Origin of the sequence: Agarivorans sp. QJM3NY_30 (genome assembly GCF_050870855.2) — a bacterium.
Lineage (GTDB): Bacteria > Pseudomonadota > Gammaproteobacteria > Enterobacterales > Celerinatantimonadaceae > Agarivorans.
Map to the genome: position 1 here is coordinate 3,041,769 of NZ_CP194038.2, position 24,294 is coordinate 3,066,062.

Below are 24,294 nucleotides of genomic sequence, written 5' to 3' on the forward strand. Positions count from 1 at the left end.
AACTCATTGTTAAGCTTCCATAACATTTCCCTCCAATTGGGGGGAACAACCATTCTTAATAGCATGAGTGGTGAAATCATCGAGGGCTCGATCACTGCGTTGATCGGGCCCAATGGTTCAGGCAAAAGTAGTTTATTGTCGGTATTAAGCGGTTTAGTCCGTCCCTTACAGGGCGAAGTTGTATTGCAAGGACAGGCGCTACAATCCATTCCTCGCGCCCAATTGGCGAAACAGCTGGCACTGCTGCCACAACGTAATCCGGTTCCGGCCAGCCTAAGCGTCTCTGATCTGGTCACCTTTGGTCGTCACCCACATCGGCCGTGGTACCAACGCTTAAATGCCAGTGACAAGCAGCTTATCGACTGGTCAATGCATGAAACCGGGATCGGTGACTACGCCCACCGCCAACTCACCGAATTATCGGGTGGTGAATTGCAACGCGCCTGGCTGGCCATGGTATTAGCCCAGGACACGCCAGTGGTGATGCTCGACGAACCCACCTCCTGGTTAGACATCTCCCATCAATTAGCCTTGCTTAAAATAGTGCAGCGACTCAATCGTCAATATAAAAAAACCATTGTTTGGGTATTACATGATCTCAACCAAGCGAGCCGTTATAGCGACCGAGCCATTCTCATCAACCAGGGCCGCATCGTTAGCCAGGGCCCAGTAGCTCAAGTGATCAATGCGACCTTGATCAGTCAAGTTTATCAAACGCCAGTGCGGAGCCACCAAATCGGCCAGCAGCATGTCCTTTGGCCAGAGGAGCAGCTATGAGCCGCATATTCAAAGGCGCTTACCGAAGACAATTGAAGTGCTTACTGGTGCTCGGTGCATTACTTAGCAGCTCTAGCCAAGCGGCACCAGTGCAGCTGTGTTTAGCCAGCTGCATTCACTTAAACCACAGCGCCCAACGGGTGGTCGCCTTAAATTGGTCGGCCGCAGAGATGCTCTTAAGTTTAGGCGTCACCCCAGTTGGCCTGACCCAAAATGCCGGCTACCGAAAGTGGCAAACCAACCACCCCGAGCTGCCTGAACAAGTGACCGAATTAGGGCGACGTCAAGAGCCAAATTTAGCAGCCATTGCACAACTAAAGCCCGATCTTATTATTGGTTACGAATTTCGCCATGCTCGCTTATTAAGCGCTTTGGAACAGATTGCTCCCACGCTCATCTATCAGCAATTTCCTCATCCACAGCAAGCAGATTTTAACTATTTCGAGCACTCGCAGCGAGTATTTCGCCACATCGCTCAAGCGCTTGGCAAAACCGAACAAGCCGTGCAACAACTCAAAGCGATGGATGAGCGTTTCATGCAGCTGAAACAACAACTCGCCACTGCCGGTTTAGCCAATTATTCAGTCAGCTATGCCAAATTTGTTGGCATGGGTTATGGCTTAAGAGTATTCACACGAGACAGCTTAGCTGGCGCGGTCGCGCTGCAACTAGGCTTACGCTATCAATGGCAAACTGGCTTACCGGGAAAAGACTTTACTCACTTGCAACTCGAGCAATTACCTCAGCTCAAGCATAGCCATTTAATTTTGGCGGGAAATCAGGCCGATGGCGAGCGAATGACCCTTTCCCCTGTTTGGTCCAAGCTGCCCTTTGTGCAAGCACAACGCTTTTCCAAGGTGATTCCTTTATGGAGTTTTGGCGGCCCAGAATCAGCTATCAGAATGGCAGAGGCTTTCACTCAATCACTGTTAGATTGGCAGGAGCAACAACATGGTTAAGCCACTACTATCAGTATCTTCACTGATGCTACTGAGCATCGCCGTCTATTTTCTAAGTCGCCCGAATATTGCCCCGGCTGATTTGGCTCAAGCCATGCTTGACTATGTGTGGCTGCCCACCGCTGCCATGGCCTTGCTCACCGGCGCGCTATTTGCCAGTTCTGGCTTATTCATTCAAACCACCTTAGATAACGATTTTGCTTCACCCTCAACCTTGGGTATTTCCGCCGGTGCCTTATTAGGTGCAGTGTTGGTGCGGGTACTGCTCCCCGAAGCCGGACTCAGCCTGTTATGGGGCGGCGCATTGCTCGGCGCAGCCTTATTATCCCTATTAGTCTTGACGGTCAGCCAGCTAATTGGTGGCGGTAAGCTGCCTGTGGTACTGATTGGTATGGCGCTGGGCCTAGGTGCTGGCGCGGTCTCTTCATTACTATTGTTGTATTTTGAAAACCAAACCGACGGCCTGTTCCTATGGGGCAGCGGTCAGGTCTTGCAAACCAATACCGAACTACTCAAACAAACGGCATTGCCTATCAGCCTTGCTTTATTGATAGGTCTCCTAGCCTTACCACGACTGGCCTTATTTCTATTAGGCGATACCCACGCCAGCACCTTAGGCTTAGCGGTGAAACGCTGGCGTTGGGCGATTTTATTGCTGGCGATCAGTCAGGCTGCCCTTGCCACCGCACTGGTGGGTATGGTTGGTTTTGTCGGTTTAATGGCACCCCACCTCGCCCGCTTAGTATTACGCGCCAGTCATACGCGCCAAGCGATGCTACTACAATGGCTGCTCACCATGATACTCGGAGCAGTATTAGTGCTGGCCGCCGAGTGGTGTTCACGTAGCCTGTTATTCTTAGGCTATCGTCTACCTACGGGGGCATTTACTGCGCTGCTCGGAGCCCCCTACTTTATTTACTTATTATTCCAAAAATCTGGCAGGGCCTTAGCGGCTACGGAAACCCAAACCATCGCCTTAAAACCACTAATCCATGCCCGCGCCCAATGGGTACTCGGTGGCTTAATACTGCTACTCTTGGCCACTTTAACGCTTTGCCTAAAAATGCCGGGAGAACTTGGCGCAAGCTGGGTAAACCAGCGGGTATTACTAGCAGGGCTAGGCGGTTTTGGCCTCGCCTGCGCCGGAACCTTACTGCAAACCCTATTTAAAAACCCGATGGCGAGTCCCGATATATCCGGCGTGAGCGCTTTTGCTGTCTTATTAATTGCCTGCGTATTGGTGATTTATCCCGGCGCCGGACAATTCAGCCTTACCATCGCAGCTTTAGTTGGTGCGGGTCTGGTGATTGGCTTGTTATCTTGGGGATTAAAGCAGCAGTTAAGTGTCTCGCAACTGGCCTTGTTTGGCATTGTAATCTCCGCCTTTGCCGGCACAGCCACCCATATTCTACTCACTTTTGGCAGCTCGACCGCTTCTGTCACCATGATGTGGTTAGCGGGCACCACCTATGGTGCATCGACTGATCGGATCTTACCCTTAGCGGTGGTTCTCCTACTCAGCCTCGGCAGTATTGTGCCATTCCTGCGCAGTTTAGATATTTTGCCGCTGGGCGAAATTATTCCCCGAGCCGTCGGGATCCCTTTGCAACATCAGCGACGCATCTTACTGATTGTATCGGCGCTACTCACTGCCATTTGTGTTTCCAGCATTGGCGCAATTAGCTTTGTTGGCTTACTGGCGCCGCATTGCGCCCGCCTTCTAGGATTATACCGTCATGTTCAGTTGCTCCCGGCCGCGGGCCTAACCGGAGCTATTTTACTAATTTGGGCCGATGGCTTAGGCCGCAGCCTATTGTCACCGAACGAAATTCCCGCTGGCTTAATGGTGTCCGTCATCGGCAGCCTGTACTTCTTATTATTGCTATTTATTGGATATCGAAAAAATAATGACCGAGCTACTTAATAGTCTGAATCGTCGGGTGTCTTATCATGTACATGAAATGGGCTTTCCCGCGCCCAATCCAAGCCAACTGCAACAAATCTTGCAGGCAGCCATGAGCACCCCCGATCACGGCAACTTGAACCCGTGGCACTTTTTAGTGATCGAACACCAACAGATCGGGGAATTAATCGAGCACTTACAGCAAGCTTGGCAGGATTCTGAACAAGACTTAGATCCGCAACGCGCCAAACGCCTCGCCAACTACTTAAAGCAGGCACCAAGCATGATATTGGTGTCGGCGGCACTCCAACCGCATAGCAAGATCTCCGAGCAGGATCAGATCTTGTCTGCCGCAGCCGCCTGCCAAATGATTCTGCTGGCAGCCGATGGGCTGGGTTTTGGCGGCGTATGGTACAGCACCGATGCGGTCTCACTCCCCAAAGTGAGACCGCTACTGGGCTTGCAACCACAGCATCACCCGGTAGGCTTTTTGATCTTAGGCACGCCGCTCAATCCTCGACAAAAAAAACGCAAAGATGCTCGAACTTACACCTTTCAATGGCAAGGGGCTGGCCAGCTCAGCCCTTGGCTAAATCACTCGTCCAGCAAACAGGAGGCAAATAAGTGAACACTCATCCGCTAGGCCAACAAGCTTTCTTCAATAGCCTACTTGTTGAAACCACCAACAAACACTTGGAGGGTAATTCGGTATTCCTGCCGCTTTGTCCAAGCCAGACCCTGGAGCTGAAGCTTAGCTATTGCTCCCCTGCGTGGCGTCATCGTTATACGGGCGAAATCATCTTACATCAGGCAGAGCAGCAGCAAATCATTGACTTTTCTCAAGCCCTAGATTTAGTGCTCGAGCAGCTCTATCCCGAGATTGACGAGCAGCGAAAACAAAACTTTCGGCAACGCATATGCGGATCGCAGCAATCAATTATAGAGGCGGAAGCAGCCCTCGCCGCCCGCTCAGAGGATTCGACCGAGCAATTTATTCATGCCGAGCAAAGTCTCACTGCTGGTCATAGCATGCATCCAGCGGCGAAAAGTTGTGAGCCTTTAAACGCCCAGCAACAACGCCAATATCTGCCAGAACATGCAGGCCAATTTGCCATCGAATGGTTTGCAGTCCATCAACAGCACTTGGTTGGCCAATGTTCACTAGGCCAACCAGAGCAAGACAGTACAGGTACAGCGCAAACCGAATTACAGCGTGTTCAGCAACAACTATTGGCCTTTTTTCAGGCCAGTTTTGCGCAGCAACCTGAGCTTGTGGCGCAAGCACAATTGGGTCAAGAGTGGTGGCCTTTGCCGATGCACCCCTTGCAGGCGCAGGCCTGGCGCAATAGTGATTCAGCCACACAACTGTCAGCGGTGGTGAAAGATCTGCAACTGAATTCGACAGGCTGGACCGCCACCTCATCAACACGTGCCATCTATCACCCTCGGCTCCCATGGATGCTCAAGGTCTCATTACCAGTCAAACTAACCAATTCATTGCGCCTACTATCCAGTACCGAGGCCGAGCGCGGCATTCAATTTAGTCGGCTGTTGCAAACTCGCAGCGGTCAAGAGTTGCAACAACGCTTACCCAGCACCTGTTTTATGGAAGAACCCCTGTGGGCTGCGATCGCCGATCAGCATGGCAATGTGCTCGACTTAAGTCTGAGCTGCTTACGGCAAAACCCTTTCTATCAAGCAAGCGATGAAGCGCAAACGCTCGACCCAACTAATTACTATCTATTAGCCAGTGCCAATCAGACCAGCCTAGCGCAACCTTCGGCACAGACCTGTCGATGGATCCGAGGCTATGCTGAACAACAAAACTTAAGCCAGCAGAATGCGGCTCTAGTCTGGTTTTCGGCCTTCATGGACCAGGTGATTGCCCCGCTGTGTATTGCCCGCAGCGATTACGGAATCGTGTTGTTGGCGCATCAACAAAACATTGTTTTGCAAATTGAGAATAACCTGCCAGCAGGAATGGCCTACCGCGATTGCCAGGGCATCGGCCTAACCGATCTTGCCCTAAAACGCTTTAAAGAAGAGTTTAACCAGCAGCCGCCCGCCTATTTTATGCCAGCGCACCAGCTTAATCCCTTCCATGCTTATTACTTGATTGGCAACACCCTCCTCAACACCATTGCGGCAATCGGCGCCGAGGGCTTGATAAGCGAGCAACAATTATGGTCTCTCTGCTGCGATAAACTCTCGGCGCTACGCGCAGCCCGGCCAAAAGATAGCTCCTTCTATGACTATGTATTGGACTCACCCACGCTGCATTGGAAGCGTAATTTTTATTGCTTCTTGGCCGATCATAACGAAGCCACGCTCAGTGATCCCAGTCGAATCTATTGCGACATAGCCAATCCCTTACAGCTGAGCGCAGCACAGCCACAAAGCCATAAAACCTTAGCAGGTGGCCGCCAGCTGTGTTTTACAGACGAGCAAACGAGTGCTGGTCGTCTTGAATTCAGCGTACGAGAATACGGCCAAACCATTGCTCAGGGCAAAGCACGGTTACACCAACGCCAATGCCATCTAGATTTAAGGCTGGTTAGCGATGCACCACACAGTGATGATTTAGTTTGGTGGAGCGCCGCCGAGCATGCTTTTTACCAGCTCAAAGCAAGCCACTTACAAGCAGACTATTTCCCCGAGGCTGCCAGCGCTCATTTAGAAGCCTCCAGCCAAGGCGAAACAGGGCCCTGCTTGAGCCTGCATCAATTTTTACAAATTGCCCCGCTATGGCGAGAGCCACAAGCCGAGTTGCCACCCACTCAACACTTAAAGGCTGCCAATGGCATTGAGCACCCACAGCGTCCCAACAAACCCACTGGCCAAGTATTCACCCGTTACTACTATCATTTGAAGCGACAACTAAGCTTTCGAGTGATCGATCAACAGCGCGACTTGAATGGCTTTCATCACTGGCACAACCACCCCATGATCGCCCCCGTTTGGGAATTAGCTGGCAGCCTTGAACAACATGCAAGCTATCTAGAACAGATGCGCTCAGATCCTCACCAATACGCGGTAATTGGCGAATTTGATGGCGTGCCCTTTGGTTACTTCGAGGTTTACTGGACCCCTGAAGACCGTTTAGGTCCCCATTATGCCTATCAGAATTATGACCGAGGAGTACACATTTTGGTGGGCAATTTCGATTTTCGCGGCGGTGTTTATTTTGATACCTGGGGCTGCGCAATTATTCAATATTGTTTTCTTGATGATCCGCGAACCCAGCGGGTGATGGGCGAACCACGCGCAGATAACCATCGCGTGGTTAAAATCACCGAGCGCTTAGGCTTAGAAAAGCAATTTGAGTTTGATTTTCCACACAAACGAGCCGCATTACTACAGTGCGAGCGAGAACGTTTCTTTAATCAGTTTGTAATCTAGAGGTTTCGCATGATGAATACACCAGCATATGATTTACTGGGCATTGGCATTGGCCCGTTCAACCTCAGCATTGCAGCGCTTGCCAGCAGCAAAGCGCAGCTCTCAACTTTATTTTTAGAAAAACAAGCCCGCTTTGCCTGGCATCCCGGCATGCTGCTAAGTGATGCAAAAATGCAAACCTCTTATTTGAAAGATTTAGTGACTAGTGTCGATCCCACCAATCCCTATAGCTTTCTTAACTATTTGGTGAGCCAACAAAAGCTCTACCCCTTCATTGCCTCGGGTCAGTCGGTTATTTCTCGTTTAGAGTTTTCCGACTATCTGTCATGGGCGGCGCAGGCACTGCCCAATACCCAATTTGATCATGAAGTTCAGTCGGTGAGCTTTGAGCAAGGTCGGTTTACCCTGGAAACCAAACAACAGCGCTTGCATAGTCGCCATTTGGTGATCGGCACTGGCACTCGCCCCAAGATGCCCGATTTCTGCCAAGCCTTAGTCAACGATACTTGTTTTCATGCCAGTGAATTGGGCCTTCGTAAACCCAACTTAAGCGACAAACGAGTGGCGATTATTGGTGGCGGACAAAGCGGCGCCGATATATTTCAACATGTTTTTGATGGTGAGTTTGGCAAAGTCAGTCAATTAACCTGGGTATCGCGCAGACCAAACATCGAAGTTCTCGATGAAAGCTGCTTTACCGACCAATATTTTATGCCCGACTACGTTAATGGTTTCTACTCACTGCAACAAGACATCAAGAATAGCGAGGTAGCACGCCAAAAATTCACCAGCGATGGCATCACTAACGATTGCCTCTTGAGCATTTACCAGCGCCTTTATCATGACCGCTATGTACTTAGAAATCCGCCTTGGTGGTCGATTCAGCCAAATCGCAGCTTAACTTCACTCAGCGATCACAACACTGGCTATCAACTGCAGCTCAAGCATGGCCTGAATCAGAATACGACCCAACTGGACGCCGACGTGGTGATCCTCTGCACTGGCTACCAACGCGCCCTTCCTCCCTGCATCGCAGAGCTCAGCAAGTTATTTGAGCGCGATACGGCTGGTCAAATTCAGCTAAACGCCGATTTTGATGTGAACTGGCAGGGCCCCAGTAAAAACCGCATTTATATGGTGAATGCCGGACTGCATAGCCACGGGATCGCCGAACCACAACTAAGCTTAGCCAGTTGGCGAGCGGCCAAAATTCTCAACCATGCCAGCGAGCAAAGCTTATATAAGATCGAAGAAAAGCACAGTATGATCGACTGGGGCCTCAGCCCTTCAAGTCTAGCCAGCCGTCATCAAAGCGCCACGCTGTCGGCGATTAACGCTTAATCGAATCATAAAGCAATCACTCAAGTCATTGAGCGATTGCACTTAAACGCGACGAACCCATGATAGCGATTTGACAGCCAAGGCATCAATTGGTGCCTTGGCTGCTAAACTGAACATTTTACCGTTATAGCGTATAGCCATGGGAAAATGAGCCCTTAACCGAATTTGTAGCAATAGATGTTTGGTACTACCAATAGTCGCGGCTGCTTTTAGAGGAGTGTAAGGCTTGTGTACTACCTGTAGGATATAAATATTGATTGCGTACCATTGGGAATCACGGGCTATGGGCTTGGTTTTTCCGCCCGTATTTATAAATAGGAATGCACCACCCCTAGTAAAGCTGAGCAAGGCTTTGAACTTTGTAACAAAAGCCCAAACTTTGCCAAGCCTAGCGGGTGATTGTTGATTGAAAGAAACTAAACAAGTGATTCACTGAAAATGCTCATCTTCATTTTATCAGCTCGCTGATTATTCTAAATGCGCCATCTTGTTATCAGTCGATACTTATCGCGAAACCATCTATGAGAAGTCAAGAGACAAACCAACACCAACATCTACCACATAGCTTGATTTAGACAAATTTATTTTATACTCCAAGCTTGTGCAATGACATGGGTGAATCGTTTCTATATTCTGCTCACTGAAGTATTTTAATGTGCCTACCGCTTGAAGTTCACTTGGATTCATAAGATGAAAACCGCCAATGACATCGATCACTCGCTCATCACCGCAAACCTTTTTTGCGTATTCGATAATATTACAAATCCCGGAATGAGAACATCCAGTAACAATCACTAAACCCTGTGATGATTTATAGACGAGTGCGGAGTCATCCTTCACATAATCATCGACCATTGAGTCTAAGTGCTCACACCGACCAATTGGTTCAATCTTTTCAAAATTATTCGCTCTTTCTATCTCACCTAAAAATACAATGTACTCAGTAATCCATAATGGTTCAGTGACTAAACGTGTATTGAAATACCGAGCTAATCGCTTACGATCTAAACTTGAACCGATGTCATCACCTTCATATTCTTTATATGAGAAAGCATCTGGATGAGCGATAAGTGTTGGATGGGGATAGTTAAAATGTTCAGCTTTTGCTTCGGAGTAATATTTCACAAGAGGAACTAAACCACCGGTATGATCATTATGCCCGTGAGAAATAACCACATAATCAATATCCATAAGAGATTCATTCATTTTTTGAGCGTTTTTTATCAAAATATCTGAATATCCCACATCAAATAATATCTTGGTATCACCCTCGCGAATTAAATATGAAACAGCGGGCTCAGCCAAAAAATAACGATCAATGATGGTGTTGTTATCGACTAAAACTTTCAATTCCATAATTTAATTCTCAGCGACCATTTTGAGCTTGGAGTGTATCAACAAGATACACCTGAATATAAACAATATCGAACTTAACCTATCCTTCACTCACTTTAGTTTCACTTAAGTAATCATCAACATAAGTTGTTTGGCAAAGAAACAAAAATAAAGTAGTGTCTAGAGTATCAGCTAGTGATACTGACAGCGCAAAAAGATGACGAGGCTCCATCAGTCATTCTAAAGAGAAACCATCGTCGCCATCGAAACTCAATCATCGAATTCAAAGTTAAGGATAAAGATGAAAAATTTACTCATATCATTTCAACTCATTTCTGTTTTTCTACTACTCGGCTGTGGTCAAGGAGATTCAGGCGACAGCAATCCAGTTGCCACGGCAGAACAAGCGCTACAAAACCACGTATGGCGTCTGTACTCTGAGCAAAAAGGAAATAAACTGACCCTCTATCCCATTGAAAAAATACAAGATAAAGACAACGATGGAAGCGACGAGCTATTTTCCAGAGACTACTACTATCTTTTCCTAGACGGATGGGTATACCAAGCGACAGAGCTACATGTAATTCAAGACGACGGTTTCGATCAAGATTATATGGCTTCCATCGAGGGTAAACTCTATGCCTTGGGCGGTTCCTACTATGAGATAAACGAAAGCAAACTGACATCTTACGAACAAGATTGGAACTATAGCTTAGAGACAGATGGGTTTACCCTCACATTGGGAGACACCCAACAACGCTTTGTGTTAGATAAAAATTATACCACCCAAGCGATTATCGAAGCGCCGTCGGAATAAATTGCGATGAGACAAACATCGTCAACAATAAGTAAGTTGTTGCACAATATTTAGTTTAAAAACAATCTAAACTGGAGTTAAAAATTAATGATCACTTGCTATCTGAACTATGTAATTGACCCCAAAAAAACAAAGGAATTCGAAAAATATGCAAAGATGTGGATCCCTTTGGTCGAAAGGTTTGGTGGTCAACACCATGGCTATTTCCTACCGTCGGAAGGCGCTAACAATATTGCCTTAGCCCTATTCAGCTTTCCCAGTCTAGCCATATATGAAGACTATCGGACTAAATCCTTGGCCGATCCAGAGTGTATTGCAGCCTTTCGATTTGCTGAAGAGACGGACTGTATTGTGAGTTACCAACGCAGTTTTTTCCGCCCTGTATTTAAATAAGCATCCCTATGAAACTTAGGCTTAACCGTCAACTTTATTCAATCGGAACAGCAAATTTGAAACTCTTTTTCCCAAATATTTCGCGGTTGCGAGATCAACGGGATTGACCTGATCGTGACGACTTTGCGCCACAAGCCCAAGCTGACAACCGAGTCGATTTAAGCCATCATTTCGATAACCATCAGCGGTATCTAAACCAAGCCAATACATCCCATGTTGGCTCGCCAGAATCGTTAAATATTGCAAGGTACTCGACTGATCACCATTTAAAGCGCTGCCACAAGTGAAGCCAGCTGCCAGCTTATTCGCCCACTGTTGCTCAGACCAATACTCACTGCTCGCATCGGCAAATGCTTTAAATTGTGCCGAGACCCCGCCCATATAAGTTGGCGTTCCCATAATCAATGCATCACAACTCAGAATCGATTCAAATAATGGTTTATTCTGAAACCTGCCCGCTATGATTTCTTTCCCCGTAATACAATGCTCAAGCACCTCGATACAAGCTTGTGTTTTCAGTCCCTCAATAATCGCTTGCGCTAATTGTCGCGTGATATCGGTTTTGCTGTAATAAACAACGGCTACTTTCATCTTTTTTACTCCTGAACAGTCAATATTCAGCAGCATAAAACCTCAAGTCAACTTAAGGTCAAGAGTTTTTGGAGCGAGTTAAGAATTTAAAGCGCTATAGATACATAGTTCGAAGGTAGATACATTTTGAACGAGCAGTCGTCCTTGCTTCTCAATGTTGCCAAACAAACCAGCCAGTTAAGATCGTGAGCCCCGCTCTGCTTCGCTGTCCATAGAGCCATCTCATACAAATTTAAATGCTGGAGATTTTTAGCTTGGACTCACTTTTATATTCACCCTAATCTTGTTAGGCTGAAGCCATAGCTTTACCAATATTTAACAAAGAGTTAAGTATCAATATATTCGAGGACTAGATGCCAATCATTGAAAAATATAGCGCCCAACGGGCGCAACAAGTGAGTGGCTTAAGTGTTAAACCTGAACAAGCCATATTTGCCATTGACAATGTCTCTGGGTTAATCGCAAAACTTGCAGCGCATGAACACCCGCACCTCGTCATCGTTGAAGATCAAGTGGTCGGATTTTTCATTCTGGATTTAGCGTATAGCGCAAGTTATGACTTTTGTCCGCCAGACTCATTAGGGATCCGCTCATTACTCATAGACCAGCACTCTCAGGGCAAAGGCATTGCAAAAAAAGTACTCTTACAACTCCCCAATTATATCGAGAAAGTTTACCCATCTTTTAGAGCGCTATATTTAACCGTGAACTGCCGAAATAAAGCAGCCTATCAATGTTACGCACAATGTGGTTTTCAAGACACCGGAGATTTGTATCGAGGAGGGCCTGCTGGGCCGCAGCACATCATGAACTATAAAATGCTGGTGTAACACAGAAACGAGTTAAGCTTTGATGGTGTAACGTGGCGAGCAACGCCACCACCCTACCAAACCATTGTGACATAAACACTAAACCCAAAATAAGCCGGAAAATACCAAGCGTTGCAAATCGGTCTTAAACGCTTGTATGCGTGCGCTTACTCCGATAATTTCAACCATTCAGATTCCGAAGGCATTGCGGCAAACTTTTCGACGTTGTCGCAGATAAATGCCTCATCCCAGTTTGCTCGCGAATTAACGTAAACATGAGCCTTGATTGTCGTTGCTAAATCTTCAGACATCAAACCAACTGGTACCCAATATGTATCTTTGCTAGAGCTTATGTTTGGTACAGGGCTTCCACAACATTGGCAAAACTCCGATTTAAAACCTGAACTTGAAACATAACGACTAATAGAATTTGTCCCCGAAAGCCATTTAAAACTATCAGCTCTGACGATTAAAGCTGAATTCGATGACGCCCCAGATACTTTGCGACAAAGCGAACAATGACACTGATAAATCGGAGGTAAGATACCAGATAATTCAAACGACACCTCGCCACACAAACAGTTACCTTTCAAACTCGATCTCCTTAATCGAAAAGTACGCATAGACATAATGACCCCCACGAGGTGCTAGCCTCCATTGTCGTGGGTTAGCGCGAAGCCAGAGCCATACTTAGTGTGTTAACAACTAAAGCTGAAGGCTAGCATGAATAACGATAACATAATTTTTATTGGCTTAGATACGCATAAGTCCTTTATACAAGTGGCTGTATTACAAGAACATCGAGCATAGACTGAAGCCAGGTGCCACGACGAAATAAGTAAGGTTGGCTCTACTCATCAAATAGTGAGTAATCCACGCATATCAGCATGAGAACCAACGAAGTTACTTGCTTCATCTATGCGGTAACACTATACCCAAAACAAGTAGTAGGCTCTCAAATGTAAGAGTCGAAATTTCTGCGCTTTATATTGACTGTGGGGGTCATATCAACGCCTCAATAAAGGGCTCGCGTTAGCGCGTCCAGCCGAAGGCGAACTTTGATTGACTTGTGTACGCCCAGCATGGGCATGAACTAATGAGGTGAAAGTCCTCTGTAGGAAGGTCACCGTTTAATAACACTTTGATTATTAAACGCTAACTACTAGCGAATGGCAAGGGCATTGCCGCGAGGGAATGTCTGAAGGAAGCCGGACGCAGATCTGCGAGCTGATGAACAAGAACATCATATGAGGCGTAGGCTGGAGGCGAGTTGGCACAAGACAACGAAGCCATGTGATCTAACGGCCACCGTAAATGATGCAGCAGTGCAGAGACAGTGCATGTTCTTATCTGGGGAGATCTGCTTAACTTGCGATCGTTTAACTCACTAGCTTGGCCGCTAGTTCAACAGGCCCGGCGCTTAAGCCTCATCAACTTAAGTGAGCAAACTCGATGAACAACGATAGCGCTAGTTGGGGCAACTCAATTGGTGATTAAGTAGAAGTCAGCAGACGGCATAGTAGCCCAACGCCCATCGTAATGGTTGGGACACGGTGAAGGCCTGAACCTGAAAATCAATGAGGAGCCTGTGCAGCTCATTGTCTCCGTATCCGACCGGACTGAGGAGTCATGGCGCAAAAACAGAAGCCATCATTGGAATGCAAAGGAGCTAATCGGCCGTTGTATTTTAACCGTTTTCAGGAAACGCCCTGTGCGGAGCCGCATGCAGGGTGTTGTGGGGGCTGGAGGTTAGATACCTCCGGCTACCCGATTATAGCTATACACCGTCAAATTGCCCCCATGCTAGCCACTTGGTAACGGCCTTGTTTTGATCATAAATGACTTTGATACCACCGCAAGACTGCATAAATGGGAACCCCCAATATGGCTTACATGACTGGTGATCTCTCACTATTTTATTTTGGTATGTGCTTTCACGAAACTCGACGCCAATGCACTTTTCAACAGCGCTCATACTTTTACCGATGGATACACATTTGCTACCGAGACTATTGTAACGACTCTCCAATTGTTCAGGGCTTACACAAGATGCAAGCAAAACAGTAATAGCGATAATCGCAAGTGCTGGCTTAATCATTCTTGGGCCTATAAGCGTCCTAATTGACGCGTTTGTTACGTGTTTACAGGGTGGGATATGCAAGTTTTTCATTATGATCATGAGCATCATCTTCCCAAACCAAGCGGATAACATGCTTGCTTTTAGTTCCCATGTGAACAGCCGCAATTAGCTCTACCGACTGGAATTTCTCAAGGCTTTCAAGAGGGAACTTTTCTTCGATATCTGAGCCTATGAGAACGTCATTTTCTTCTGGAAATTCGAGTCGAACATTTCTTGCAGTTGCACTTCCTTTGTTCCATATTTTAAGCCTATACTTACTGCTTCCAAGCTTAACAAAGGAAGCACCTAAATCTGCTTTTTTGTCACTTAGAGCTTCGCCTTCCTCTTTTTCAAGCAATAGATTATTAAGCTTTTCTTGGCTCTCAATTAGTGACTTTTGCTTTTCATTAAAGCTTGTAGTTCGCCATGTTGCATAAGCTGACATCGCAAGGGCGAAACCTGCGATAATATCGCCAGCATCAATTGTTATGGGCATTACTTAATCCTGATGTTTTTGCTGCCTTTGAATGCTTTCTTTAGAGATGCCTTCAACTCTTTTGCTAAGTCATCGGTCACTTGCTTACCTACTTCAGAAATATGCTCTTGAATATTCTCGCTGTTCTCTTGAAACAACTCATCCTTGGTTATTTCGCGGCCACAAGATGCGCACTTTGCAACTTCGATGGTTTCATCAACGCCGTGCTCATACTCATATGATGTGCATCCACAGGTAGGACATTGCAATCCAATACTTCTATTGTACTTTTCATCTTTCATAGAGTTACTCCATTCTCATACGACACGTAACGCCCGCTTAAGCGGACTAAAACTGCTGGCTAAACTTGTTGAGGAACGAAAACAAAGCCAGCTGTTTTTGTTCCGATTTGAAGCGCTTGTGTACGCCCAGCATGGTCATGAACTAATGAGGTGAAAGTCCTCTGTAGGAAGGTCACCGTTTAATAATATTCTGATTATTAAACGCTAACTACTAGCGAATGGCAAGGCGAAATCAGCGTAATTAGATTCAATAAAAAAACACGGTGTCATGTTAATGACTCCGTGTTTTTTATGGCATGTTTTTTATTTTTAAGCCGCGCGACTACTGTCTGATAGGGTGGGGTTTACCAAGGCATTATGCCATTTGATGATCCTTCTGACTCTGAGAGGAAGCAGCCCGTTGGACCGTTTTCAGGAAGCGTTGCGGCATAGGTTATAAATTTCGCGGCCTCAGCTGGGTCATGTATACCATGAAAACCATTAAAGGCCGTTTTGACAAAGCCTGGATCAACAACGTTAACCTTACACCTCGTTGATTTAAGTTTTGCTGCTAGTGCAACACAATAAGCATTAAGTGCTGTTTTAGATGGAAAGTAAGCTTCACTTTTGTAATGAGAAAACAACCAGTCTGGGTCGCTTTGATTCGTAAGTGATCCAAGCCCACTGCTAATATGGACGATACGTGGCGCATTAGACTGTTGTAACAAGGGAAGGAAAGCGCGTGTGACTCTTATCACGCCATAAACATTGGTTTCAAAGACGCGTTTAATTTCTTCAATAGAGACGCTTCCATCGGGGTTGAAGTTACCAAGAATACCTGCGTTATTGATGAGTGCATCTAGACTATTCGAGTGTTTTAGCACCTCTTTTACGGCTAAATCAATTGATGCCTGATCAGTAACGTCTAACAGTACACATGAGGCATTTTCAATCCCTTCTGCTTTTAGTATTTCAACGGCTAATGTTCCAGCATCTGGGTTACGGCATGCCAAGTAAACATAATATCCTTGATGAGCTAAATTCTTAGCTGTTGCCAAACCTATTCCCTGATTTGCGCCAGTGATTAAAACACTTTTCATTACGACACCTCTTGATACATTTGTGATAGAGGTAGTGTAGAAAAACGGGCTGACATGACACAGAGACAGATCATTGTACTAGCTAGACATATCTTTAAATTTCACTAAAAAGTCTGTAATCGATTGCCCTGTTTGCTTACGAAAAAAACGAGAAAGGTAGTTTTCATCGGCAAACCCTAGCCGCACAGCTAGCTCTTTTACTGATAGATTGGAGTAAATCAGTAGACGTTGAGCTTCTAAAACAATACGGCGATTAAGGTATTCTTTCGGTGATACTCCAGCCCATTCTTTTACCAGCTGATATAGGCTGGTATCACTAAGAGCAAGTGTCTTTGCTATTTCAGAAATGGTAAGTTGTTCTATGAACTTGTTTTCAATCAGGGTTTGGAAATGAAGGAATGATTGAACATGCCGTTTCTTGGGTTCATTTTCAACGTTAGAAAAATAAGCATGCTCTAATTCCTGTAATACCGAATTTAAATACGCCATTCTGATATTTAAGGGAGCTGATGTTAGGATAGCGGTGCGCAAGAGCATTAATGCATCGTTCATTCGCTGCCATGCCTGTGTTGACATAGCAACCTTTTGCTCATTCAGCGGATCCAACCAAAAGCGGCAAGGACTAGGTAATAGTCCATAGATTTCTTCATTGAAAATAACTTTGTAGTATTCTGCTTTGTTTTTACTACTTGGAGGAATGCGGATTTGCCTTGGTTTGATGAATAGAACTTGCCCAGCGGATACCGTGATATCTTTTAAATCCACGCAATAATGAACAAGGCTGTGATTGACGAACATCAGAAAATAGTTGGTGCTGGTATGGGGTTTTAAAAGTTTCTGAGTCATCTCTTCTGTCAATGGCGAGTCGAGATGAGACCACAGGCTAATGCCTGAACTTTCAAATGAAACGTGATCATATAAAGGTGTTGTCATCGTCACTCGAAATTGAAGATACCGTGTTTGAAAAGATGAAATGCTTTACATCCAGCTGGCATCATTCACTGACAGAAACTGGACACGTGACAGAAACTGGACACGCACGTTAAAAACTTAACCTCATCATACAAAATCCGCCCCCGAACAAAAGCGCATTTGTCTAAAATGCCCTCTTTCGCTCTTTTTAATACGCTAAAGTAATGAACTAAAAGTAGGTTTATTGGTTTTTAGGCCAGGGTGAGAGCATGAATGCTCACTTTTTACTCACTCCTTTAAAACCAGCCAGCAGCACCTTATCCAAATAGCTACAACTCATAGCTGCAATTTTCTGTTTGCGCCGGATGCTGGCTTTTCTTGTCGTTTCTGCACGCAGCATGTTTATAGCTATATGGCGCATACAAGCCATGATCTCTGCCGCGTTGCCACGGTAAATCTGGCAAGCATCTTCATTCATAGATGCATCCAAAACCCAGTGTAGACTGTTTTCTATGGCCCAGTGACCACGAACAGCAGCTGCAAAACGTTCCACACTGAGTTCTGCAGAACAAATATAATAGCGATAATCGAGTGATTCTTTACCTGCTTTATCAATGCGATAACCAATGGCAACCCCGATACTTTTTAAGCCTTTCCAGTCTGGAAACTGTTTGATAAGTTCACCTGCAGGAAGTACATGATATTCACGGACTTCAACACGTCCATGGCCCTGTTCGATAGTGACATCATTCCGTAAGCTCGTAGCTTTTACGCTTTCTAACAGTGCTTGTTGAACAGATTTAGCCAGTGTCTCTTGGTTACCTTTAACTGCAAGCAGATAATCACCACCGTTATCGACGATGGTTGAAGCGATATTTTTCTGGCATGCAATGGCATCAATAGATACCAAACAACCTTTGATATCCAGTAGCTTAATGAGCTCCGGGATAGCCGTGATTTCGTTCGACTTAGCATCTGTTTTTCGCTGACCGATGACAACACCATTTTTAGTGGCGAATGCACTGACCATGTGAATGGTAGATTGCCGGGATTCACGATCATAGGAGCCACGCAAGACTTTGCCATCAATAGCGATCAGTTCGCCTTCGGAGCGAGCAGAGACTGCTTCCATCCAGCTGATGAAACACTGCTGAAACTCGCTAGAGTCAAGGCGCGAGACGATTCTAGCAATGGTATCGTGAACAGGTAAACCATCTTTGAATAAGCCCTTATCTTGGAACCAATCAAGGTGGATTTCTCCAAAATCTTCAATGTCTTCCCATCCCTCGGCACCGGCTATCGCTGCACAAATAGTCAGGAATAGAACATCAAATAATGGATAACTGATTTTCGCTGACTGACGTGGGTCTTTTAGGTCGCCGAAATGAAGAGAAAAGGCATCGATACTCATGGTGATACTCTCGAAAAAGAGAGTATAAGATCACAACTCGATCTGCAGGTCAAATAGGATGAGCTTGGTTAAATAATGTTCGCGATCTCACCCTGGTTTTTAGGCGAGTTTATTTCTTCCTAATGATTTAGTAGGAAATATTGAAAGGACTAGGATGATTTGAGGAGGTTAAGCGAGTCGTTGGTTGTAGCTGAATCTTGGCTTTCTATTGAGTTTATTTGAATTGCAATAATGGGCAATTGAATGTTCTGCACCAACAACGGCACCCGTTCTTTCTCCAAATTCTGTAGCGATACATGGCCAGTTTTCTGAAGATATATTGAGGCGTTGTAAAATTGGCAACAATGTAGTGTCTATTGCACCTCGCTTGTCTTCTCGGATGATTCTGCCTGTCATGTCAACAAGCTCAAGGTAATCTGATAAATGGAAAGGCAAACCATCAGGCATATTTTCTCTTGGGTTACCGACAAAAGGATAAAGCGGTTTAGGTTGTTTTTGGTGTCTTGCAGCAACCACACGTTTTTTCACACTGGTGAACTCTGAGGTTTCAAGTATTCGGCTTATTTTTGCTCTTAAGGGGTTGAGGTCAACATACGCCATATAAGCCGCTAATGCGGCTTCATCTAGTAAAGCTTGAGACTTAAAACGCCCTTCCCAGAATCGTCCTGTGCATTGATCTTCAAAGTTAGCTTATCTGGCAATGGGCTCATTTAACTCTTTCATGAACCAGCTAATGTCCATGAGACGATTTCTAAAGGTCTCGGCTGACGATTCCACTAACATTAGAGCGTATTCAGATAGGGACTTACCTCGTACATATTGCTGAGTAAACAAGGTGCCTTTATGGATCTTATGCCACCTTTGAATAACCTCCAACGTAGACCATTTTGCTATTTTCTCTGAGTTAATATGTAACACCACATGAAGGTGGTTACCATCACCGCATAAGCACAAATATCGATAGCGAAGACACTCGCTAGAAATAACAGTCTATTCTCAACCCAACCTCGACGATGCTCAAAACTTTCACCTGATATAGGATCTTCCCCGCACACAACAATGCAAACAAGACATCCATTTAAACATTTCAATTGCTGATAGGCATGGCTGCTTATGTAATTTTGTCCCACGAGTTAGAGTGGGTGTCTCAATAATGCCACGAAAAAATGTTTAGGATTCAAGCAACCCGCCGTCATTTTCAAAGAAATAATGGAGGCGGCTTGAGAATTAAGAATGTCGCAGTTCGGAGTTGAATTCGGGGCTGTTTAAAGTTAATCAGCCAACACGAGAATTTATGAAGCAAGATGTGGCTGCTTATATGAAGTATTACAACTTAGAGCGGTTTCATTCGGCCAATGGTGATTTATCACCAGTGGCGTTTGAAAATTCTCAACTAAAAGCGAGTTAGAGTGGGTGTCTCAATAATTTGGTTGGGATGGGTGTCTTGTTTGACGCTTATAATTTGGTTGGGGTGAGTGTCTTGTTTGACGCTCTCGGCCCCGCCGACACCAACACCGTTTTACTATAGAAAGGAGCATCGGGCTTGTTCAACACCCGAATAAGGGACCCTGTAAATAATTCTGTGTAACTGCTTTGGGTTACAAGTAATCAGTAAGTCGGTCTTCAAACATAATCATAAAGCGATTGAGAGCCTGTCGCCAGTTTCTTATTGGCATCGACCAGCGTTTCGATGCATCCATAATTGCAAGATAGACAACTTTCCTCGCTGATTCATCCGTGGGGAATAGCTTACGCTTCTTTGTCGCTTTGCGTATCACACTGTTCAAGGACTCTATCGCATTCGTCGTGTAAATGGCTTTACGAATGTCCTGAGGGTAGCTGAACAATGTATTTAAATTATCCCAATGCGCTGTCCAAGAGCGGCTTATCTGTGGGTATTTATCATCCCACTGGTCACCAAATTGTTCGAGGGCCAGAAGCGCTTCTTCCTCGGTATTCGACTGGTAAATACCTTTGAGATCTGCCGTTACAGCCTTGTAGTCTTTCCAAGGGACATACTTCATTGAATTGCGCACCATGTGGACGATACAGAGCTGTATTTGGGTTTTTGGGAATACGGCATTAATAGCATCTGGAAAGCCCTTCAAGCCATCAACACAAGCGATAAGAATGTCGTTGATACCTCGAGTCTGGAGTTCAGTGAGAACGCTGAGCCAGAACTTCGCACCTTCCGTTTCAGATATCCACATCCCTAAAAGTTCTTTCTGACCTTCGATATTTACGCCCAGAGCCAAGTAAATCGCCTTATTGACGAGCTGTTTGTTTTGGCGGATTTTCACCACGATGCAATCAAGGTAGACGATGGGATAGACTGCATCCAGTGGCCGTGATTGCCATTCAACAACCTGCTCTAGAACTGAGTCGGTAACTTTAGATATGAGGCTTGCAGAGACATCAGCATCGTACATTTCTTTGAACGTAGCGACGATTTCACGAGTTGTCATGCCTTTGGCGTAAAGGCTTAATATCTTGTCATCCATCGATTGAAATCGAGTTTGATGCTTACGAACAAGCTTCGGTTCAAACGAGGCATCTCGGTCTCGAGGTACATCCAGTTCAATCTCACCATCGTCGGTGATCAAGGTCTTGGATGAATAACCATTACGACTATTCTTATCGGGCTTTTCAGCGTGTTTCTGATAACCGAGGTGGTCATCAAGCTCAGCATTTAACGCTGTCTCAGCAGTCACCTTGGTTAACATTTTACGAAAGTCATCTAGATCTGAAGGGGTCTTGATTGACTTAGCGGCTTCACGAGCAAATGCTTCGAGAACTTTCTTATCCATGTTGCTTATCCTTAGCCTGTTCCAGGGCGGGATCGCACTTTGTTAACAGATATGATCTAATACCTCTAAACCCTAAGCTACATAGTTATTTTGAACATAATTGAACATTTATCAGTCGTCGAGGATACTCGATCTGACATCAATCAAAAGCATGACCTTATTGACGTGATTTTCCTTGTTATCAGTGCTATCGCATCAGGATGTGAAGGCTGGCAAGACATTGAATATTATGGAGAAGAGAAGTTGGGCTGGCTGAGGAAATATAGACCATTTGAACACGGGATCCCAAGACGACACACGATAGCACGCATTTTGCGTTCTGTTGTCGCGGAGTCTTTGCTTGAGGCATTAGCTCTGTGGATTAACGAGCAGCGAACGAGTCAAAACAGAGCCATCATCGCATTTGACGGAAAAGTACTGCGTGGCTCGTACCGAAATAACAAGAAAACAGCATTACAATTGGTTACAGCCTATGATACTGAACGTGGTCTCGTTCTGAGTCAGAAACCGACAGCGAACAAGAACGGCGAGATTAGCGTTGTGCGCCAAATGCTTGATGTTATTAACGTAAAAGGCAGTGTTGTCACCGTTGATGCTCTACATTGTCAGCGCGATACACTAGAGAAAATCGCAGAAAAGAAGGCTCATGTTGTCGTTCAAGTAAAAAACAACCAACCAAAGTTGAGAGCGGCTGTTGTTGAGCAGTTTCAAGCCGTCTTTGATGCTGGTAAAGAGAAGGTCGTCACTGAAATTAAAGAAAAACACCATGGTCGTAGCGAAGAGCGATACGTCTTTCAACTAAAGGCCAAGTTGCCCGAAGAGTTAGCAAAGAAATGGCCAACGGTAAGAAGCATCATAGCAGTGGAACGCCACCGCGTGATAAATGGGAAAGGCACTGTAGATACCTCGTATTACATAAGCTCAATGTCACCGAATCACAAATTGTTAGGCCACTATATTCGTCAGCATTGGCGAATTGAAAACAGCCAGCATTACGTATTAGATGTTGTTTTTAAAGAGGATAACTCTCGCATTACTTTAGACGGAGCGGTGGAAAACATAGCTCTATTTAGACGTTTTGTGATGAACATGCTCAAACAATGCGATTGTGGAGCGCCAAGTCACAAAGTGAAGTTGAAAAAAGCGGGATGGAGCGACGATTATCGGGCACGAGTCTTCTTTGGGTTATAAATCCATCAAAGTATGCTCCCGCCCTGTAGCCTGTTCAGGCCTAATTATAAGCAATTACACAATTTAATTTACAGGCTCGAATAAGGTGTCGGCTGCGCAATACCTATTCTTATTTGTTGTATTTTACCTTTAACCACTGGCCAAACGAACACGAACTAAAGCATTACGAGCAATCAAAATATGAAATGGAAGAATGGTCTTAAGGTAAATTTTACCGCCTATATTATTTGTACGCACCCATGTAGATAAAAACACCCTTCCATTTTGAGATATTACGGACACTCTAAAATTTAAATGTTTATCGTTAAAACCAGCAATCAATTCTTGATTATTTTCAACTTCAACAGGAAAGAACCCTATTTTATCTTTTGCTTCGGGACCATCGCTTGAAAGACCAAAGGGAGAAGTTACCAAATTTCTAATACTAACTAGAAAGCGAGCCCAAACAGGAAAATCCGTGATGATTTCCGCCGCATGACGAGGCGTCAAATCAGACTTTACGGAAAAACAGTCTATAAAATCCGTAGCTCTAATTCGTTTACTCAGAAGACTGCTCAATGGAAGTTCAGTTGCAATAACTTTATTCATCATGTCCATTCTTAATTTTAATGTAAAACGTCCCAATAGAGGGGGGGAATAGTTATACTTTACTTTTTTACTAACTCAAAAAACTGAGAGTGGTTTTGGTTGCCTTTAAAGCGAATAAACCACATGCGCCCAATTGCGCAGGTGCCAATTTAACCACCGAAAACACCGCCGCCGATTGATACCAGATTGATACCAAAACTGCTAAGGAATCGGGTCGAATGCTGCTGTTTGTTATAGCTCAGCGATATGTGACAAAGTTTCTGGGTGACTCTGAACCAGCTTTAGAAGGGTAACAGCTTGGCCGTTTGGAGCACTACGTCCTTGCTCCCAGTTTTCCAATGTTCGAGATGATGTATGCAGCAAACGAGCGAAAACACCACGTGACATATTAAACTGCTCACGAATACTCACAATTTCATCAGGTGAGATATTTAGATCGCTAATATCGTTAACTTGATGGGTTTTAAGGGTAAGCTTGCCCTCTGAGTGCTCTTTCGCTTCAACAAGAGCGGAACTTAATTCTGCAAATAGGTCACGATTGCTCATTGCGCCACGCCTCCATAAAAGACTTTAACTGTTTCTTTTGTTCTGCGGTCAAGTCTGACATTTCATTTTTGCCATAGATAGTTAGCAAGTAGAAACGCCGCTTATCATCGAGGAAGTAATAGATCACACGTGAGCCTCCACGCTTACCTTTGCCTTTACTTGCAACTCGAATCTTTCGCAAACCAACTGTACCTTGAATCACATCCCCCTGCTTAGGGTTGGACATTAACTCAGCTTGAAAGAGTCTGAACTCTTCATCACTGAGGTATTCATTTCGGTACTTTTCAAAGATGGTTGATTCGACAAATACGCTTTTCATACAGCAAGTGTACGCAACTAGCGTAGAGACGGCAAACTCTACGTATAACTCCCCAAACAAACCACTATTGACAATTTAGCCTACAAAGGCGTTTCGTTAGTTGGGATGGGTGTCTTGTTTGACTGACTGCGAATTAAGGTGTCGGCTGCGTGACACCTATTCTTATCTGTTAGTTACAACTTGTTATTTTCCAGTTCAGATATCCTGTCTTTTAGCTTGTC

The 24,294-nt window shown here is 45.2% G+C and carries 22 protein-coding genes and 2 pseudogenes; 11 read left to right on the forward strand and 13 right to left on the reverse strand.

Annotated elements, in window-relative coordinates; all coding sequences use genetic code 11:
- The first annotated feature begins 6 nt into the window (after window positions 1-6).
- The 6 genes from ACRRSX_RS13760 to ACRRSX_RS13785 are packed head-to-tail and all read left to right on the forward strand — an operon-like array spanning window position 7 to window position 8,379.
- Complete coding sequence (locus tag ACRRSX_RS13760; protein WP_432452612.1) at window positions 7-777, forward strand: ABC transporter ATP-binding protein; 771 nt, start codon at window positions 7-9, stop codon at window positions 775-777.
- On the forward strand, window positions 774-1,736 hold the full coding sequence (locus tag ACRRSX_RS13765; protein ID WP_432452611.1) for an ABC transporter substrate-binding protein: 963 nt from the start codon (window positions 774-776) through the stop codon (window positions 1,734-1,736). The genes ACRRSX_RS13760 and ACRRSX_RS13765 overlap by 4 nt, the downstream gene beginning before the upstream one ends.
- Entirely contained in the window at window positions 1,729-3,660 is a 1,932-nt protein-coding gene (locus ACRRSX_RS13770; RefSeq protein ID WP_432452610.1) for an iron ABC transporter permease, read from the forward strand. Before ACRRSX_RS13765 ends, ACRRSX_RS13770 begins: the two co-directional genes overlap by 8 nt.
- Window positions 3,644-4,267: a nitroreductase family protein gene (locus ACRRSX_RS13775; RefSeq protein ID WP_432452609.1), complete on the forward strand. Its 624-nt coding sequence runs from the start codon at window positions 3,644-3,646 to the stop codon at window positions 4,265-4,267. The genes ACRRSX_RS13770 and ACRRSX_RS13775 overlap by 17 nt, the downstream gene beginning before the upstream one ends.
- A complete protein-coding gene (locus ACRRSX_RS13780) occupies window positions 4,264-7,038 on the forward strand; it encodes a GNAT family N-acetyltransferase (RefSeq protein WP_432452608.1) in 2,775 nt (924 codons plus the stop codon). Before ACRRSX_RS13775 ends, ACRRSX_RS13780 begins: the two co-directional genes overlap by 4 nt.
- Before the next feature lie 9 nt (window positions 7,039-7,047).
- Window positions 7,048-8,379: a lysine N(6)-hydroxylase/L-ornithine N(5)-oxygenase family protein gene (locus tag ACRRSX_RS13785; RefSeq protein ID WP_432452607.1), complete on the forward strand. Its 1,332-nt coding sequence runs from the start codon at window positions 7,048-7,050 to the stop codon at window positions 8,377-8,379.
- Window positions 8,380-8,898: 519 nt separating this feature from the next.
- Here the strand turns inward: ACRRSX_RS13785 and ACRRSX_RS13790 are convergent.
- Window positions 8,899-9,735: an MBL fold metallo-hydrolase gene (locus ACRRSX_RS13790; RefSeq protein WP_432452606.1), complete on the reverse strand. Its 837-nt coding sequence runs from the start codon at window positions 9,733-9,735 to the stop codon at window positions 8,899-8,901.
- A 280-nt stretch (window positions 9,736-10,015) separates the two neighbouring features.
- Here ACRRSX_RS13790 and ACRRSX_RS13795 point away from each other — a divergent pair, with 280 nt between their 5' ends.
- A complete protein-coding gene (locus ACRRSX_RS13795; protein ID WP_432452605.1) occupies window positions 10,016-10,531 on the forward strand; it encodes a hypothetical protein in 516 nt (171 codons plus the stop codon).
- 87 nt (window positions 10,532-10,618) lie between these two features.
- Window positions 10,619-10,924, forward strand: coding sequence for an NIPSNAP family protein (locus ACRRSX_RS13800; RefSeq protein ID WP_432452604.1), 306 nt, complete (start codon window positions 10,619-10,621; stop codon window positions 10,922-10,924).
- A gap of 21 nt (window positions 10,925-10,945) precedes the next feature.
- Here ACRRSX_RS13800 and ACRRSX_RS13805 read toward each other — a convergent pair whose 3' ends face one another.
- Entirely contained in the window at window positions 10,946-11,515 is a 570-nt protein-coding gene (locus ACRRSX_RS13805) for a flavodoxin family protein (RefSeq protein ID WP_432452603.1), read from the reverse strand.
- A gap of 353 nt (window positions 11,516-11,868) precedes the next feature.
- On the opposite strand from ACRRSX_RS13805, the gene ACRRSX_RS13810 reads away from it, so the two are divergent.
- Entirely contained in the window at window positions 11,869-12,345 is a 477-nt protein-coding gene (locus ACRRSX_RS13810) for a GNAT family N-acetyltransferase (protein ID WP_432452602.1), read from the forward strand.
- A gap of 146 nt (window positions 12,346-12,491) precedes the next feature.
- Here ACRRSX_RS13810 and ACRRSX_RS13815 read toward each other — a convergent pair whose 3' ends face one another.
- From ACRRSX_RS13815 to ACRRSX_RS13845, 7 genes and pseudogenes are all read right to left on the reverse strand, one after another.
- Window positions 12,492-12,953, reverse strand: coding sequence for a GFA family protein (locus tag ACRRSX_RS13815; protein WP_439022887.1), 462 nt, complete (start codon window positions 12,951-12,953; stop codon window positions 12,492-12,494).
- 1,512 nt (window positions 12,954-14,465) lie between these two features.
- The gene (locus tag ACRRSX_RS13820) at window positions 14,466-14,939 is read right to left on the reverse strand and encodes a hypothetical protein (protein ID WP_432452601.1); all 474 of its coding nucleotides are present in this window, start codon (window positions 14,937-14,939) and stop codon (window positions 14,466-14,468) included.
- Window positions 14,939-15,220: an ECs_2282 family putative zinc-binding protein gene (locus ACRRSX_RS13825; RefSeq protein WP_432452600.1), complete on the reverse strand. Its 282-nt coding sequence runs from the start codon at window positions 15,218-15,220 to the stop codon at window positions 14,939-14,941. The genes ACRRSX_RS13820 and ACRRSX_RS13825 overlap by 1 nt, the downstream gene beginning before the upstream one ends.
- 344 nt (window positions 15,221-15,564) lie before the next feature.
- Window positions 15,565-16,299, reverse strand: a complete 735-nt coding sequence (locus ACRRSX_RS13830; protein WP_432452599.1) for an SDR family oxidoreductase — start codon at window positions 16,297-16,299, stop codon at window positions 15,565-15,567.
- A 78-nt stretch (window positions 16,300-16,377) separates the two neighbouring features.
- Window positions 16,378-17,232, reverse strand: a complete 855-nt coding sequence (locus tag ACRRSX_RS13835) for a helix-turn-helix domain-containing protein (RefSeq protein WP_432452598.1) — start codon at window positions 17,230-17,232, stop codon at window positions 16,378-16,380.
- 256 nt (window positions 17,233-17,488) lie between these two features.
- A complete protein-coding gene (locus tag ACRRSX_RS13840) occupies window positions 17,489-18,622 on the reverse strand; it encodes an ISAs1 family transposase (RefSeq protein WP_432452597.1) in 1,134 nt (377 codons plus the stop codon).
- 168 nt (window positions 18,623-18,790) lie between these two features.
- Window positions 18,791-19,737: pseudogene (locus ACRRSX_RS13845) on the reverse strand (transposase).
- Window positions 19,738-19,883: 146 nt separating this feature from the next.
- Between ACRRSX_RS13845 and ACRRSX_RS13850 the strand changes: the two are divergent.
- Window positions 19,884-20,030: pseudogene (locus tag ACRRSX_RS13850) on the forward strand (IS3 family transposase); the annotation flags it as partial.
- A gap of 190 nt (window positions 20,031-20,220) precedes the next feature.
- Here the strand turns inward: ACRRSX_RS13850 and ACRRSX_RS13855 are convergent.
- Window positions 20,221-21,429 carry an IS256 family transposase gene (locus ACRRSX_RS13855; RefSeq protein WP_432452596.1) on the reverse strand — a complete coding sequence of 403 codons (1,209 nt, stop codon included), beginning with the start codon at window positions 21,427-21,429 and terminating at the stop codon, window positions 20,221-20,223.
- A gap of 90 nt (window positions 21,430-21,519) precedes the next feature.
- Between ACRRSX_RS13855 and ACRRSX_RS13860 the strand changes: the two genes are divergently transcribed.
- Window positions 21,520-22,620, forward strand: coding sequence for an ISAs1 family transposase (locus tag ACRRSX_RS13860; RefSeq protein ID WP_432452595.1), 1,101 nt, complete (start codon window positions 21,520-21,522; stop codon window positions 22,618-22,620).
- Window positions 22,621-22,749: 129 nt separating this feature from the next.
- Here ACRRSX_RS13860 and ACRRSX_RS13865 read toward each other — a convergent pair whose 3' ends face one another.
- From ACRRSX_RS13865 to ACRRSX_RS13875, 3 genes are all read right to left on the reverse strand, one after another.
- Window positions 22,750-23,211: a DUF2867 domain-containing protein gene (locus tag ACRRSX_RS13865; protein ID WP_432452594.1), complete on the reverse strand. Its 462-nt coding sequence runs from the start codon at window positions 23,209-23,211 to the stop codon at window positions 22,750-22,752.
- A 228-nt stretch (window positions 23,212-23,439) separates the two neighbouring features.
- Window positions 23,440-23,754, reverse strand: a complete 315-nt coding sequence (locus ACRRSX_RS13870; RefSeq protein WP_432452593.1) for a helix-turn-helix domain-containing protein — start codon at window positions 23,752-23,754, stop codon at window positions 23,440-23,442.
- A complete protein-coding gene (locus ACRRSX_RS13875; RefSeq protein ID WP_432452592.1) occupies window positions 23,741-24,073 on the reverse strand; it encodes a type II toxin-antitoxin system RelE/ParE family toxin in 333 nt (110 codons plus the stop codon). Before ACRRSX_RS13875 ends, ACRRSX_RS13870 begins: the two co-directional genes overlap by 14 nt.
- Between the last annotated feature and the right edge of the window lie 221 nt (window positions 24,074-24,294).

Coding starts and splice junctions, on each gene's coding strand:
- ACRRSX_RS13810 (WP_432452602.1), top strand. CDS start 11,869: ATGCCAATCATTGAAAAATATAGCGCCCAACGGGCGCAACAAGTGAGT.
- ACRRSX_RS13855 (WP_432452596.1), bottom strand. CDS start 21,429: ATGGATAAGAAAGTTCTCGAAGCATTTGCTCGTGAAGCCGCTAAGTCA.
- ACRRSX_RS13820 (WP_432452601.1), bottom strand. CDS start 14,939: ATGCCCATAACAATTGATGCTGGCGATATTATCGCAGGTTTCGCCCTT.
- ACRRSX_RS13770 (WP_432452610.1), top strand. CDS start 1,729: ATGGTTAAGCCACTACTATCAGTATCTTCACTGATGCTACTGAGCATC.
- ACRRSX_RS13865 (WP_432452594.1), bottom strand. CDS start 23,211: ATGATGAATAAAGTTATTGCAACTGAACTTCCATTGAGCAGTCTTCTG.
- ACRRSX_RS13800 (WP_432452604.1), top strand. CDS start 10,619: ATGATCACTTGCTATCTGAACTATGTAATTGACCCCAAAAAAACAAAG.
- ACRRSX_RS13790 (WP_432452606.1), bottom strand. CDS start 9,735: ATGGAATTGAAAGTTTTAGTCGATAACAACACCATCATTGATCGTTAT.
- ACRRSX_RS13825 (WP_432452600.1), bottom strand. CDS start 15,220: ATGAAAGATGAAAAGTACAATAGAAGTATTGGATTGCAATGTCCTACC.
- ACRRSX_RS13815 (WP_439022887.1), bottom strand. CDS start 12,953: ATGTCTATGCGTACTTTTCGATTAAGGAGATCGAGTTTGAAAGGTAAC.
- ACRRSX_RS13875 (WP_432452592.1), bottom strand. CDS start 24,073: ATGAAAAGCGTATTTGTCGAATCAACCATCTTTGAAAAGTACCGAAAT.
- ACRRSX_RS13805 (WP_432452603.1), bottom strand. CDS start 11,515: ATGAAAGTAGCCGTTGTTTATTACAGCAAAACCGATATCACGCGACAA.
- ACRRSX_RS13785 (WP_432452607.1), top strand. CDS start 7,048: ATGATGAATACACCAGCATATGATTTACTGGGCATTGGCATTGGCCCG.
- ACRRSX_RS13870 (WP_432452593.1), bottom strand. CDS start 23,754: ATGAGCAATCGTGACCTATTTGCAGAATTAAGTTCCGCTCTTGTTGAA.
- ACRRSX_RS13835 (WP_432452598.1), bottom strand. CDS start 17,232: ATGACAACACCTTTATATGATCACGTTTCATTTGAAAGTTCAGGCATT.
- ACRRSX_RS13775 (WP_432452609.1), top strand. CDS start 3,644: ATGACCGAGCTACTTAATAGTCTGAATCGTCGGGTGTCTTATCATGTA.
- ACRRSX_RS13765 (WP_432452611.1), top strand. CDS start 774: ATGAGCCGCATATTCAAAGGCGCTTACCGAAGACAATTGAAGTGCTTA.
- ACRRSX_RS13795 (WP_432452605.1), top strand. CDS start 10,016: ATGAAAAATTTACTCATATCATTTCAACTCATTTCTGTTTTTCTACTA.
- ACRRSX_RS13840 (WP_432452597.1), bottom strand. CDS start 18,622: ATGAGTATCGATGCCTTTTCTCTTCATTTCGGCGACCTAAAAGACCCA.
- ACRRSX_RS13830 (WP_432452599.1), bottom strand. CDS start 16,299: ATGAAAAGTGTTTTAATCACTGGCGCAAATCAGGGAATAGGTTTGGCA.